Annotated in this window: 15 protein-coding genes; 12 read left to right on the top strand and 3 right to left on the bottom strand. The window is 44.9% G+C overall.

All coding sequences use genetic code 11. The features are described from left to right. The 12 genes from AC0J2X_RS00360 to AC0J2X_RS00305 all read left to right on the top strand — a co-directional run bounded on the left by AC0J2X_RS00360 (nt 1) and on the right by AC0J2X_RS00305 (nt 10,711). Complete coding sequence (locus tag AC0J2X_RS00360) at nt 1-1,416, top strand: FAD-dependent oxidoreductase (RefSeq protein WP_014977264.1); 1,416 nt, start codon at nt 1-3, stop codon at nt 1,414-1,416. A 118-nt stretch (nt 1,417-1,534) separates the two neighbouring features. Next, entirely contained in the window at nt 1,535-3,052 is a 1,518-nt protein-coding gene (locus AC0J2X_RS00355) for a M20/M25/M40 family metallo-hydrolase (RefSeq protein ID WP_061486465.1), read from the top strand. Between the two features lie 159 nt (nt 3,053-3,211). Next, nucleotides 3,212-3,661, top strand: a complete 450-nt coding sequence (locus AC0J2X_RS00350; RefSeq protein WP_014977266.1) for a hypothetical protein — start codon at nt 3,212-3,214, stop codon at nt 3,659-3,661. A gap of 209 nt (nt 3,662-3,870) precedes the next feature. After that, complete coding sequence (locus AC0J2X_RS00345; RefSeq protein WP_472995673.1) at nt 3,871-4,458, top strand: DUF2726 domain-containing protein; 588 nt, start codon at nt 3,871-3,873, stop codon at nt 4,456-4,458. A 164-nt stretch (nt 4,459-4,622) separates the two neighbouring features. Next, a complete protein-coding gene (locus tag AC0J2X_RS00340) occupies nt 4,623-5,324 on the top strand; it encodes a 5'-methylthioadenosine/adenosylhomocysteine nucleosidase (protein ID WP_014950548.1) in 702 nt (233 codons plus the stop codon). A gap of 1 nt (nt 5,325) precedes the next feature. After that, complete coding sequence (locus AC0J2X_RS00335; RefSeq protein ID WP_061486466.1) at nt 5,326-6,273, top strand: cobalamin biosynthesis protein CobD/CbiB; 948 nt, start codon at nt 5,326-5,328, stop codon at nt 6,271-6,273. Then, on the top strand, nt 6,270-7,193 hold the full coding sequence (locus tag AC0J2X_RS00330; protein ID WP_170826515.1) for a cobalamin-binding protein: 924 nt from the start codon (nt 6,270-6,272) through the stop codon (nt 7,191-7,193). Before AC0J2X_RS00335 ends, AC0J2X_RS00330 begins: the two co-directional genes overlap by 4 nt. 133 nt (nt 7,194-7,326) lie before the next feature. Continuing rightward, nucleotides 7,327-7,731 (top strand): rhodanese-like domain-containing protein, encoded by a 405-nt coding sequence (locus AC0J2X_RS00325; RefSeq protein ID WP_014950551.1) that lies wholly within the window; start codon nt 7,327-7,329, stop codon nt 7,729-7,731. Nucleotides 7,732-7,867: 136 nt separating this feature from the next. After that, nucleotides 7,868-8,269 (top strand): DUF2721 domain-containing protein, encoded by a 402-nt coding sequence (locus AC0J2X_RS00320; protein WP_014950552.1) that lies wholly within the window; start codon nt 7,868-7,870, stop codon nt 8,267-8,269. Further along, complete coding sequence (locus tag AC0J2X_RS00315; protein WP_069944830.1) at nt 8,266-8,871, top strand: GNAT family N-acetyltransferase; 606 nt, start codon at nt 8,266-8,268, stop codon at nt 8,869-8,871. Before AC0J2X_RS00320 ends, AC0J2X_RS00315 begins: the two co-directional genes overlap by 4 nt. A gap of 30 nt (nt 8,872-8,901) precedes the next feature. Further along, a complete protein-coding gene (locus tag AC0J2X_RS00310; RefSeq protein WP_069944831.1) occupies nt 8,902-10,260 on the top strand; it encodes an NAD(P)/FAD-dependent oxidoreductase in 1,359 nt (452 codons plus the stop codon). Nucleotides 10,261-10,357: 97 nt separating this feature from the next. Then, on the top strand, nt 10,358-10,711 hold the full coding sequence (locus tag AC0J2X_RS00305; RefSeq protein ID WP_014950555.1) for a DUF1428 domain-containing protein: 354 nt from the start codon (nt 10,358-10,360) through the stop codon (nt 10,709-10,711). A 15-nt stretch (nt 10,712-10,726) separates the two neighbouring features. Here the strand turns inward: AC0J2X_RS00305 and AC0J2X_RS00300 are convergent, their stop codons facing one another. The 3 genes from AC0J2X_RS00300 to AC0J2X_RS00290 all read right to left on the bottom strand — a co-directional run bounded on the left by AC0J2X_RS00300 (nt 10,727) and on the right by AC0J2X_RS00290 (nt 12,697). Then, nucleotides 10,727-11,395, bottom strand: coding sequence for a hypothetical protein (locus tag AC0J2X_RS00300; protein WP_231513106.1), 669 nt, complete (start codon nt 11,393-11,395; stop codon nt 10,727-10,729). After that, complete coding sequence (locus AC0J2X_RS00295) at nt 11,392-11,919, bottom strand: RNA polymerase sigma factor (RefSeq protein WP_069944906.1); 528 nt, start codon at nt 11,917-11,919, stop codon at nt 11,392-11,394. The genes AC0J2X_RS00300 and AC0J2X_RS00295 overlap by 4 nt, the downstream gene beginning before the upstream one ends. Nucleotides 11,920-11,989: 70 nt before the next feature. Beyond that, complete coding sequence (locus tag AC0J2X_RS00290) at nt 11,990-12,697, bottom strand: hypothetical protein (protein WP_069944832.1); 708 nt, start codon at nt 12,695-12,697, stop codon at nt 11,990-11,992. Nucleotides 12,698-12,935: the final 238 nt, after the last annotated feature.

Genomic DNA, 12,935 nt, shown 5'->3' with positions numbered 1-12,935 from the left:
ATGGCAAAGAACGTATATCAATTTGTCGATGTTGAACGTATCGATCCGCCGAAAAAGCCGATCATGGTACGTAAACAAGAGTTCGCGGAAATTTATCAACCGCTGAGCCAATCTCAAACCGAAGGCCAAGCAGATCGCTGCTTGGACTGCGGTAACCCATACTGTGAATGGAAGTGTCCTGTACACAACTATATTCCACAATGGTTAAGCTTGGCGAACGAAGGCCGTATTTTGGAAGCTGCGGAACTCTCTCATAAAACCAACAGTTTGCCGGAAGTATGCGGCCGCGTATGTCCACAGGACAGACTGTGCGAAGGTGCATGTACACTGAATGACGATTTTGGCGCTGTGACTATCGGTAGTATTGAGAAGTACATTACCGATACAGCATTCAAAATGGGCTGGCGCCCAGATATGTCTGACGTGGTATGGACCGACAAGAAAGTGGCGATTGTAGGTGCAGGCCCAGCTGGTCTTGCATGTGCTGATATCCTGGTTCGTAACGGCGTTAAACCTGTTGTTTACGACAAATACGAAGAAATTGGTGGCCTACTTACATTTGGTATCCCGTCTTTTAAATTAGAGAAAGACGTGATCAAGCTACGCCGCCAAATCTTTACCGAGATGGGTGTTGAGTTCGTACTTAACACTGAAATTGGTAAAGACATACAGTTCCAGGATTTGCTTGATAAATACGATGCTGTTTTCTTAGGCATGGGTACGTACAAGTCGATGCAAGGTGGTTTCGATAACGAAGAAGTTGAAGGCGTTCACGAAGCCTTACCTTTCCTTATCGCCAACACCAATCGCGTAATGGGCCTTGAAAAAGATCCTGCTGATTACATTGATATGAAAGGCAAGCGCGTAGTAGTACTAGGTGGTGGTGATACCACGATGGACTGTGTTCGCACGTCAATCCGCCAAGGCGCTGCCCAAGTTACCTGTGCATACCGCCGTGACGAAGAAAGCATGCCAGGCTCTCGCCGCGAAGTTGTTAATGCGAAAGAAGAAGGGGTTGAGTTTAAATTCAATCTTCAGCCTCTAGACATTGCAGTAGATGAAAACGGTAATGCATGTGGTGTTAAGCTGGTTAAAACCGAAATGGGGCCACCGGATGCCAATGGTCGCCGCCGCCCTGTTGAAGTGGAAGGTTCAGAGCACGTACTAGAAGCAGACGCGGTAATTATCGCCTTCGGCTTCCAGCCCAGCCCTGCGCCATGGTTTGCTGACTTCGGCATTATGCTTGATGAAAAAGGTCGCGTACGCGCGCCATCTGCTGGCAAATTTGCTTACCAGACCTCTCACCCGCAAGTCTTTGCCGGTGGCGATATGGTACGTGGTAGTGACTTGGTTGTTACTGCTATCGACGAAGGCCGTAAAGCTGCCGAAGGTATTATGGATTACATAGGCGTTTAACCGTCGCTCTCAAGTCGCTTTATAAAAAGCTCGATAGTTCTGCTATCGAGCTTTTTTATTTAAAACTAAAGAGATACGATTTACATTAGATAGAATAATTGAATAAAGAGATGACATCATGAGATTGCGGACAGGGCTACTTTACGGGTTATTTTTAGTTTCCGTTTCATATTGCGCCCAGGCAGAGGAAAGTAACGCACTTACCACTCACTCGGCTAAAGCTGTGTTCGCAGACTACTTGGAATATCTCACGCTACCCAACGTTGCAACGCAATCAGCAACTGATATAGAAAAGGTTGCGCGTTGGACGGCAACGAAATACAGCGAGTATGGTTTTAATACTCAGCTGCTGGAAAACAACGGCATGCCGATGCTGTATGCTGATTACATGCTAGCTGGGAAAAATGCCCCTACCCTGCTTTTTTATGCACATATGGATGGTCAACCGGTTAACGCTGAGTTGTGGGAACAAGACAGCCCTTGGCAGCCCGTTCTAAAAATCGAAGAAAATGACAGCTGGGTTGAAAAACCACTCTCTTTACTCGATAAAGACTATGACCCTAATTGGCGTATTTTTGCGCGCTCGGCATCTGACGACAAAGCCCCAATTATGATGTTACTAGCAGCCATAAACTCACTTTCGACGAATAAGGTGACGCCATCAGTTAATATCAAAGTGCTCCTTGATTCAAACGAGGAAGGTGGCTCTCCTACCCTCGCAAAAGTGATAGAAAAAAACAAAGCGCAGCTTTCTGCAGATGCCGTAGTAATGTTAGACGGTCCCATGCATCCATCCAACGCTTCTACCGTAGTTTTCGGTCATCGCGGTGCGACACTGGTTAAGCTCACTGTTTTCGGACCAAACTCTGATAGCCATAGTGGGCACTTTGGCAACTACATTCAAAACCCCGCTTTTATGCTCTCAACACTCTTAGCAGGGATGAAAAATGAAAATGGCAAGGTGACTATTCCTAATTATTACGGAGACGCTCCTTTGTCAGAAGAAACAAAACAGGTGCTTCGAGACATTCCTATTGATGAAACTGCACTATTGGCACGCCTTGGGGTAGCAAAGTCAGAGTCTGTAGGTAGCAACTACTATGAATCCATTAGTCTTCCGTCTCTAAATATCAATGGATTGAGCGCTGCAAGCACAACAGCAGTAAGGACAATCATTCCGGCTAGCGCTACAGCGTCCATCGATATTAGAACTACAAAAGAGGCTCACTCGTCCAGACAAGTTAAGCTGTTAAAAGACTATATAACAGCTAAGGGATATCACATTGTGGACGAATTGCCATCAAAAGAAACCCGTCTAAAGCATGAAAAACTCATTCTTATAGAAGTTAGCCCCGGCACTGCAGCACTACAAACGTCCCTCGATGAGCCAGTTGGTCTATGGGCGCAAAAGGCACTAGAATCTGTAAGCGATGAGAAGGTTGTAGTTATTCCAATGATGGGGGGTACTGTTCCAACCGCACCGCTAGTAAACAGTATAGAGAAGCCGGTAATTCTTATTCCATTAGTCAATGCTGATAACAATCAACACGCCCCTAATGAAAACTTACGTATAGGGAACTTTTACAGTGGAACAAATGCGCTGTATCAATTACTGACCACGCCTTATGACCAGTAATAGAGTTGTAGTGATGAAGTGATGCTTTAAACCAAAACTTATACGAAAAACCTCACTAATATACGTTAATAGACCAAGGTTTAGTTGAAGCGCGAGAGTTACGACTCTACTATCGTTTAAGCAATTAAAGACATCGCACATCGGGTGAAGAATCTATCTATGCAGCATTTAAACATTAAGAAACTTACATTTTGTCTAACACTGGCGATAGCAGCGAGCAATGCCAGCTTAGCTGATACCATTGCTGTTGACGCTTCATTAAATGCGCAAGTTAACAACCAAACTAAGAAACAAAGCGTCAACTCTTCACCTAGTAAGCCAAGCATCAGGTCTTGCCCTTCTGATTTTCAGCAAGTTAAGATTTCTGATGATGCAAGACAATGCCAAGCATTTGACGAAAGCAAGACAGCAGTAATGGTTTACCACTCTCCTCGCTCCCCGAGTGAATTACTGAATGTTTACCAAACGGCGCACCCCGCTTTAAAAACTCACACGCCAGTTAGCGGCCGCACGTTGTTATCCTCAGAAGATAAAGGGGTCAGGGTAATAATCAGCCCAGATAATACTGGCTCTCAAGTGGATATTCTTGTTACATCCACAACAAAATAAGCCCTTTTAGCAAGACAACTACGAAATCTACTCATGTTGGCATCTGCTTTGCAAAATCATCAATAACTACTCCACGGTAACAGTGAGTGTCATTTTTATGACGCTCAAACTGCAAACGGAGCCCAAGCTTTTTTCGATATAAATACTTTAGCGGGCTTCTTTATTATGCATTCCGTGGGCTTTAACTATTGATATTTGCGAGGGTTACGATGGAATTGGCAATTATTCTAATGATGTTACTTATTGTCGTTGCACTGGGTGCCATAAAGTTGTCAGACGGCGGTGTCGCATTTCCATTTAGGCGAAAGCGGCAATTGTTCACCCCCGTTGAGCACTCTTTTTTAAACCTTATCGAACAGGCTATGGGAAGAGAGTTTCGCATAGTGTGCCGTGTGCGTCTTAACGATTTAGTGGCGGTTCGCCAGTCTGCAAATAAAAAGACGGCAAGCCAAGCCATCAGCAGAGCTTCTAGCAGACAGCTCGACTTTGTATTAGTAGATAAACACGACATGAGTCCTGTTCTTGCTATCGACTTAGTTCATAGCCAAGGCAAAGATGGTTATAAATCACAAAAAGACTGGTTTGTAACAGGAGCTCTTGATGCTGCTGGCCTTCCTCACGCAAGAATTAAAGTGAAGTCTGGTTATACCGTTGACGATATTCGCGAGTGTTTGGAAAACAAACTCATTCCATATCGCCGTTTACAGCAAAAAATGGCACAGCTGCCAACGCATAATCCAGAGCCACCAAAGCGCCCGACTCGCCCAGTGCGTTCAAGCAGACCAGCTGCAGCTTAAGACATAAGCCCACTTCCCCTGGCCTTTGTTGCTTTGCTATTTTCTTACTCTCAAATAGCGGTTACAGAGGCATTTTTCTGTCAGTTTGCCCGTTTTCCTTATACAATTAACGCATTCAACAGCGTATTCACGCGTTAAACTCCCTCAACACCGTCGGTAAAGTTATGAAAAAAATTGGTATTTTAGGTGCAATGGACGAAGAAGTTGCGCTACTTAAAGCGTCACTTTGGAATGTAAAAGAAACCCAGTGGAAGCACCTGACGTTTTACGAAGGTACACTTAACGACATAGAAGTGGTGCTAGTGAAATGCGGTATTGGTAAAGTGGCTGCAGCAATTGCTACTACTGTACTTATCGAACAGTACGCCCCTGATGCTGTTGTCAATACCGGTTCTGCCGGAGGTTTCGACAAGAATCTAAACATCGGTGACTTAGTGATCGCCAGTCACGTTATTCACCATGATGCCGATTTAACCCATTTTGGCTACAAGCTCGGTCAATGCGCAGGTATGCCTGAAGATTTCCGTTGCGATACAAGGTTAATGGAAGCCGCTCGTAGTGCTGCCACAGGCATTACGTCGCTTCAGTCGACAACAGGTTTAATCTGTACGGGCGATGCGTTTATCGGTAGCGACGAAGCTGTAGCAGAACTGCGTGAAAACTTCCCAGACATGAAAGCGGTTGAGATGGAAGGTGCAGCTATAGGTCAAACTTGCCATATGCTCGACACGCCTTTCCTTGTCATTCGTTCATTGTCGGATATTGCAGGAAAAACGTCGTCAGTGAGCTTTAAAGAGTATCTAGACACTGCCGCTAAACACTCAGCACAATTAGTTATGGCAATGATTAAGGCCCTCGCAAAATAAGATGACAGAGGTAATTAGCGACCCGCAATACCAGTCGCTATTCGTACTTTGGCTGGCTATCGCCGTTGACGCATTATGGCGCTGGCCCCAAAGTACTCATCCATTAACGCTCATGCGCTACCTCGTTCAGCAAATGGGGCGCAAAGTGGTGCCCTCTCGCGAATACGGTAGGTCTCAGCACTATATTTCAGGCTCATTAGCCGCCCTAGTTCTTCTTGCGCCATTGGTAGTATGTGTTGCCATCTTGGTGTACATGGCCCAATACCCCGTATTCTTTGAGGCGATTATTCTTGTCGCACTGCTCGATTACGGTTACCAGCGTCAACAGTACAAAAAAGTGCTGGCGAGTGTGGGAAGAAATAAAAAATCCCTCGCACGTGAAATGGCGCAAACCATTACCGCACGTCAATGCGCTTCACTTTCCGATATAGGAATTGCCAAAGCCGCGATAGAATCGCTTTGGCTGAAGTTTCTTTATCTTTATTGCGGCGTCATTTTCTACTTTGTAGTGGCAGGCCCCATAGGCGCACTCATTTATCGATTGCTTTTGCTCACAACTTGGCAGTGGCATTACCGAACCCCTGCAATGACTTTCTTTGCCAAACCCGTACGTAACCTTGTTTACTTACTTAATATGCCGCCCGCGGTCATTGGTGGTCTAGCAACACTACTGGTCAGCCATCCTATTAAAGGGTTTCGCGCCATAAAGCGCTCCCCAGTGAAAGATAAAACGTCGCTACTGCTTGCGCTTATGGGCGGTGTGCTTGATATTAAACTCGGCGGACCAGCAATTTATGCCAACAAGAAGATTCGATACACCCGCGTGGGAGGCGCTAACGAGGTAAAGTACTCTCACATGTTGACAGCCAAAAATACGGTCACTCATGCCATGATTGCGGTTAGCGCCTTTGCATCGTTAGCTATGCTGGCAATGGCCGTAGCCCAATGAAAACAGCAGTTATGATGAAAACCATTTTTTTTGTAATTTTAAGCTATTTACCTCTTCTCACATTTGCTAACTCAGAATCAGATGCCGAGACAAAGCACCTAGCTCATTCAGATCAATTTGCTTCTGCCGATGTTGCACCAAGCTCGGAATCAAGCGCCTTATCAAATTCCGTCGAGCTAAAGATAGTCAGCCTTGCGCCCCACCTTACCGAATGGGCATTTAGTTTGGGCTTAGGCCCTAACCTTGTAGGTGTAAGCGACTATAGCGACTATCCTGACGCCGCGAAAAATATTAAGCGGGTGGCGGATTTTCAAGGTGCCGATATCGCTACCATTGTGGCGTTAGAACCTGATTTAATTCTTGCATGGGATGGAGGCAATAAGCCGCAAGATATCCATAAGCTTTCCTCGATGGGTCTAAACGTATTTAGCAGCAAGGTCGAAAATATCACTGATATAGCCAGCGAAATTAAAAGGCTTGGGGCACTTACAAATACGCAAAAGCAGGCGACCCAGCTCTCCAATGATTTTCTCAACGAACTAGCCGAACTTCGAAGTAAATACGACAAATCCTCGCTTATACCAGTATTTTATTATTCGTGGACTGCTCCACTTATGACCATCGGTCCCAACGCGTGGGGTAACCAACTGCTGAATGTGTGTGGTGCTCAAACATTATTTGCAGACAGTCCTGTAGACTATCCTCAAGTCGCATTAAAAGATGTACTTACTCGCCAACCTCATGCACTCATTGCGGCATCTAAAAGTACGCATTCAGAACTTGAGGTATTCTGGCGTGATCATCGCTCTTTCCTCAAAGCCCCCTTAATTGTTGTTGATCCAGACGTCACCAGTCGGTTTTCATTGCGATTAATAAATGAACTAAAAGTACTCTGTAAAGGTATTAAAGAAAGCGCATAAGCGTTATACTTAAGTCTAGACCTGCTGGGCTGTTTTCAATTGATACACACCGACTTGGCTCAACTTAAGCGCCTTTGTGTAACAGAATAAGAGCAGGTTCTAATCTTCTATAAAAAGGTAAGAGTTTTTATTCATGCGGATTGTTGTTGCGGGTTTTCTAGTTGTTATCAGTGTTGCATTGTTTGTGTCGCTTCAGTGCACAGCGAAAGCGACCGCGCAAGCCTCTGTTGCCGCATCACCATATCTTATCGAGCGAGTTGCGAACAACGACTGGCTCCTTATTGATGTTCGCTCTCCGCAAGAATTCGCCGATGGTCACATTCCTGGCGCAGTAAATATGCCCCATGAAAATATCAATGACTACCTTAGCGAATTAGAAGGCCACAAAAACAAGCCTATTATCATTTATTGTCGTTCAGGCAGAAGAGCCAAACTGGCAATGAAAGTATTGGAAGAACTCGATTTTTCTGAAGTCATGCATTTAGAAGGCGATATGTTAGGCTGGAGTGCCGCTGGCATGACAGTTGACCGAATGTAGACTCAATATTCCGCCTTCTCCTTCGTATTAGTCTTTGGCACTAAAGATGTTGTAAGTTCAACCTCTTGGCTGATTACTGTGTGTAACTGAGCCCCTGTGATACACTCTTTTTACTCGACGATTGTATGAAACACCCATGAAAATAGATATTGCTACTCCGGCCATGTTATTTCCGGCGATTTCTTTATTGCTTCTAGCCTATACCAATCGCTTTTTGACGCTTGCAACTATTATCCGAAACTTTTCAAAAGAAGAGAGAGATGAGAATACTCAAGCACAAATAAAAAACCTTCGATTACGTATTCAACTTATTAAGCGAATGCAAATAGCAGGTGTGGGTAGTTTTTTTCTTTGTGTAGTATCCATGCTAGCGATATACCTCACCTATCAACAGGTAGGAAACTGGGTGTTTGCTGCAAGTTTAGTATCACTTCTATATTCACTATGGATGTCGGTAAGAGAAATATTGATATCAGTTGAAGCCTTGGATGTGCACCTTGACGGGATGAAAAACGCCCCGCGTAAAGAAAAAGTATGAAGCCCACAAATCATTTGAGCCACATAATTCAAAGTGATATCAGCTACGAGTCTCTAGCGCCTGAGTTTTTTGCAGGGGTGATTGCTCTTGGCAATCACGTGCACGGAGATAACTACCTAACCAACGAGCTACTTGCTGATTACTATGCAAAGAGCTTTGTTGGCAATACTAATGCTAGCTGGGTAGCCCTATACAAACAAAAAGTTGTTGGTTTCAGGCTCACCTTTGCGCATAAGCAATGGGAAGCAGATGAGTGGTGCAGCCCTTCCCTTTGGCCAGTAGATCCAAATACCGTATGTTATTTCAAATGTAATACGGTATACCCCGCAATGCAGGGCTGTGGAATTGGCAGCAGACTATTAAGTAAATCGATTGAATGTGCGCAAACTCAAGGCGCAGAAGCGGGTTTAGCACATATTTGGTTGGCAAGTCCGGGCAACAGCGCATTTAAGTACTTCACCAAAAATGGGGGGCAGCTTATCAAGAAACACCCCAATAAATGGCGCTACGCATCTATTCACGAAGGCTACGATTGCCCTGTATGCGAGGGTTTTTGCGAGTGTGAAGGTGCGGAAATGCTACTTCAATTTCAAGCCCCATAAGTACGCCAAAGGTAAAAACGTTTTTATTCTATGACCTACGACCCTCTTATTTCACGCGGCGTTTCATCAATGTTACCCGCGGCAAACAGCTACTGGCATGCCACACATAAACCACCGACAATACCGCCTTTAAACAAGAAGGTAAACACTGAGTACCTCGTCATTGGTGGTGGTTATACCGGTCTTTCAGCTGCCATCACTCTTGCTCAAGCGAAACAAGAAGTCACGCTACTTGATGCGAATTCACCGGGATTTGGCTGTGCGGGCCGCAACGGGGGCTTTATCCTCTCGGGTAGCGGCCGATTGAGCTTAAGCGCCATAGAGGACAAGTGGGGTCGCGACATCGCCAAAGCTATGCAGGAAGAGTTTGATGGCGCGGTACACCTGCTTAAACAACGTATTGCAGACTTTGATATGCAGGTCGATTTGGTAGAAGGACCCTATTTAAAACTGGCGCATAACCCAAAGCAAGCCGAACTACTCTGTGCCAGTGCTAAGCATCTTGAGTCACACTTCAATGTGCCGAGCTCTCCACTTAGTGAAAAAGACCTTATTGCGCGCTTTGGTATTGAAGGGGCGTATGGTGGCGTTGAGCTAAAGGGTGCATGCTTACACCCTTTAAAATTAGTGAGCGAATATGCAAGAGTAGCAAAGGAGCTTGGAGCAACGCTTTTTTACGACTCGCCAGCCATTCGCATTGAAAAGCACAAGACCGGATATGTTGTCGCAACACCCAGCGGGTCAGTTTCGGCCAAACACATACTCATTGCTACTAATGCTTATACCCCTAAGCGCTTTCATGACAGCGTAGACAATAAGCAATTTCCTGTTCAGTCGAGCATTTTTGTCACTGCGCCATTGAGTAGCGAACAGCGCGCAAAGTCTGGCCTAACCACGCCAATGAGCTTTATGGATACACGGATGATGAAATACTACTACCGTGTTTTGCCAGATGGCAGATTATTATTCGGCGGTCGTGGTGCCGTAAAAGGTAAAGATGCAGATAACGCGTCAGAGAAACAGCGACTATACCGCGCTATGGTAAAAAGTTTCCCTTCACTTAGCGGTATAGCCATGGATTATTTTTGGAGTGGTTGGGTAAGTGTATCGTTAGACAATATGCCGCGGATTTTCATCGACAATGAGGTAAGCGGCAACAATTTAAACCGCTCTAGCGGTAATATCGGTTACGCCATGGGGTATTGCGGTTCGGGCGTTTCTTTTGCCGCGTTTGCAGGGCAACGACTTGCTCAACGTATGATGGGTAGCAATGACGTCGATTTATCGCTTCCCCTTTATCGTTCTCCTTTGAAAACCTACCCCTTTGCAAAAGCAAGAAGGCTAGCACTGCATGGCTTGTACCAATGGGCGAAAATAGCAGAACGCTAGTAATGGTTATAAATTACGATTCACCTTAAAGTTAAGCATTGCATGCTGTCTATAAATTAGGCTATTTTAGGTATCTATTCTTTGACGGAGTCACCTCATGTCATATATCGATGCCTTTGCTGTAGCCGTTCCCACTGAAAATAAAGCGTTATACATTGAGCACGCCAAACTCGCCGGCGATATTTTTAAAGAGTATGGTGCGACTAAAATACTTGAAGCTTGGGGTGACGATGTCCCTGAAGGGGAAGTCACGTCTTTCCCGATGGCTGTTAAAGCCAAAGAAAATGAAACCGTGGTGTTTTCCATTGCATTTTGGCCTTCAAAAGAAGTACGAGATACTGCATGGAAAAAGGTGATGGAAGATCCCAGAATGCAGGAAAACGAAAACCCCATGCCTTTCGACGGTAAGCGCCTTATTTATGGGGGCTTCGTACCAATGCTGGAATTATAAGACTATTAGTTTCAGCTATTTCATATCTTCTATTTTCTTTAGCGCCGACGGCAAGTCGGCGGCTAACTTTTTGTACCGGCGGTATACAATAAAAACGACCACGCTGTTTATCAAAAGCTGTGTCCCCCACAGCGTGAAGGCATTAAACATCAGTACATTAAATACGGCGAGTGCCAGCAATCCACACCACAAAGCTAAGCATCCATAGAGGCTAATTTTCCAGTAATGTAATTGCTGTCTTAATTGGTTTTGTTTAAACGCCAACATTGACTGAACGTCTAACGTCTGGACCTTCCACTGTTTTTGCCTTACCCAATATCCCCATGCCCCGAAAGCGGCGGGAATAGGTGTGAGTACCATGAAAAGCAAAAATTGATACGTGCTAAGTGGCTCGAACAACACCAAAGTTAAACACCACACAGAAACCGCTAGCCCGAGCACCAAATCAACGGCACCTTTTAGTTTAAGTTTAAATCTTGCGCTCTTGGTTTCCTTTATCAGTGCATCTGTATCTACTGAAGGGGTTGCATCCTTGTAGGCACTTTGCCACTGAGCGAGTTGCTTATCTAATTCGTTCATTTGCGTGCTGCTCTCGGCCATACTTAATTTTTCTTCGCTCAAGGCTCTTTTGTTATCGCTCAAGGCTTTTTTATCTTCGCTCAAGGCTTTTTTGTTATCGCTCAAGGCTGTTGCTCCATTATCTGCGTTAGCTGTTGGCGGGCGCGGCTTACTCGCTTAGCAACGGCACTCTCTTTGATACCTAACATATTGGCTATTTCCAGCTGACTAAAACCTTCTAATAACAAAGCCAGTACCTGTCTGTACTTTATTTCTAGTTGACGTAAGCCTGTCAAAAGATCCATCGCATTCTCTTGTAACGTGGCATCCCGAGATGAGCTGGCGCTGGTTGTGTGAGAAGAATCAAATTCGCCGTCATGGTTAAACTCTTGACGCCGCTGCTCTTTAATCACGTGATCGACCGCCTTGTTATGCGCTACTTTGGCCACAAACGTTTTCACACTTGCCTCACCGCGAAAGCCACTACCACTGTCTTTTGAAGCTCCTTCAAAAGCGCGCCAAACCGCCAGTGACATTTCTTGTATCAGCTCATCTTGAAGTGATTTATTAGCCTCAAATGTTGTCGCAATACGCGCCATGAGCGGCGCGTATTCACTAAGCAGTTTTTCTATTTGAATGGTTTCTTTCACTGCATTTCCATTTTTATTATTTTTTAATTCCACGCTTTAAGTGAGCTGTTGAATTACGCTTCCTAGCTGATTAGCGAAATAAGCGCTGGTAAGCAACAAAGCACATACATGAAACAATAGGGCCAAACACTAATCCCGACAATGCGAAAGTATAGGGCGCAAGTGCAACTGTTAAGAAAATCAGGGCACCTATTATCAACATCGGCTTATAAGCGCCCACTACTGCAGCAATACTATTTGTAAAAGATGCTGGGATTGAGCGATGTTTTAAAATAAGCAACATAGGTACAAATAAAAGCAGTAAATTTATTGGTGTTGCCGAGCCCATCATTAGCCCGACCTTCCAAGCGGGTACATCTACTACAACACCATTTGCTAACGCCGCCACTGAATCTGCGCCCATTAACATAGCGCCAATTTGAAATTGTATCCACGCGATCACTGGCCCGGTCAAACTCCACAAAGCAACATTTGTCCATGAGCGCAGGGTTCCGCCCGACAATCTCACCTTGTTATTTTCTGCTAAGTTGGCAATGGCCAGCCACATCACGGCAGCCAGAAGCGGACCTACCCATTTAGATATGCTTAAGCCAATTGGCCCTGCTAGCGCTTGAATGAGCCCCGCGGCTAATAAGGTAACAAAAGAAAGCCCCATTAATTTAAAAGGCGCTTTTACAAAAAGCTGCCAACCCTCTTTCAGCCATGTGAACGCTTCCTTCGCAGGAAGGCTCTTGTTAGCTTGATGGTATGTTGCACGAGTTGAAGTTACCGTTGTCATGTTTTTATCCTTTGCATTGCGTAAGCGTTAGTATTGAGTTTCACTGTTGTTTCATCCCAGCCTGCTACGCGTTAACTGCTTATCGTACAGTTGGGTTCATTGATTGATTTTTCCCCTATAGACGATAGCGATTGCAAAATCCTGACAAACTTTTTCAAAAAAAAGTAAGAAAAATAAAAAAACGTTTAACGACAATTACTTATAAACGTTAAAGCCAATATCCCCCACTTTCAAATTT

The organism is Alteromonas sp. R7, from assembly GCF_055755235.1.
Note: the sequence above shows the minus strand (reverse complement) of the source record. Positions and strands in the feature narration are given on the sequence as shown.

Coding starts and splice junctions, on each gene's coding strand:
- AC0J2X_RS00310 (WP_069944831.1), top strand. CDS start 8,902: ATGACCTACGACCCTCTTATTTCACGCGGCGTTTCATCAATGTTACCC.
- AC0J2X_RS00290 (WP_069944832.1), bottom strand. CDS start 12,697: ATGACAACGGTAACTTCAACTCGTGCAACATACCATCAAGCTAACAAG.
- AC0J2X_RS00320 (WP_014950552.1), top strand. CDS start 7,868: ATGAAAATAGATATTGCTACTCCGGCCATGTTATTTCCGGCGATTTCT.
- AC0J2X_RS00305 (WP_014950555.1), top strand. CDS start 10,358: ATGTCATATATCGATGCCTTTGCTGTAGCCGTTCCCACTGAAAATAAA.
- AC0J2X_RS00355 (WP_061486465.1), top strand. CDS start 1,535: ATGAGATTGCGGACAGGGCTACTTTACGGGTTATTTTTAGTTTCCGTT.
- AC0J2X_RS00350 (WP_014977266.1), top strand. CDS start 3,212: ATGCAGCATTTAAACATTAAGAAACTTACATTTTGTCTAACACTGGCG.
- AC0J2X_RS00360 (WP_014977264.1), top strand. CDS start 1: ATGGCAAAGAACGTATATCAATTTGTCGATGTTGAACGTATCGATCCG.
- AC0J2X_RS00345 (WP_472995673.1), top strand. CDS start 3,871: ATGGAATTGGCAATTATTCTAATGATGTTACTTATTGTCGTTGCACTG.
- AC0J2X_RS00325 (WP_014950551.1), top strand. CDS start 7,327: ATGCGGATTGTTGTTGCGGGTTTTCTAGTTGTTATCAGTGTTGCATTG.
- AC0J2X_RS00340 (WP_014950548.1), top strand. CDS start 4,623: ATGAAAAAAATTGGTATTTTAGGTGCAATGGACGAAGAAGTTGCGCTA.
- AC0J2X_RS00335 (WP_061486466.1), top strand. CDS start 5,326: ATGACAGAGGTAATTAGCGACCCGCAATACCAGTCGCTATTCGTACTT.
- AC0J2X_RS00330 (WP_170826515.1), top strand. CDS start 6,270: ATGAAAACAGCAGTTATGATGAAAACCATTTTTTTTGTAATTTTAAGC.
- AC0J2X_RS00315 (WP_069944830.1), top strand. CDS start 8,266: ATGAAGCCCACAAATCATTTGAGCCACATAATTCAAAGTGATATCAGC.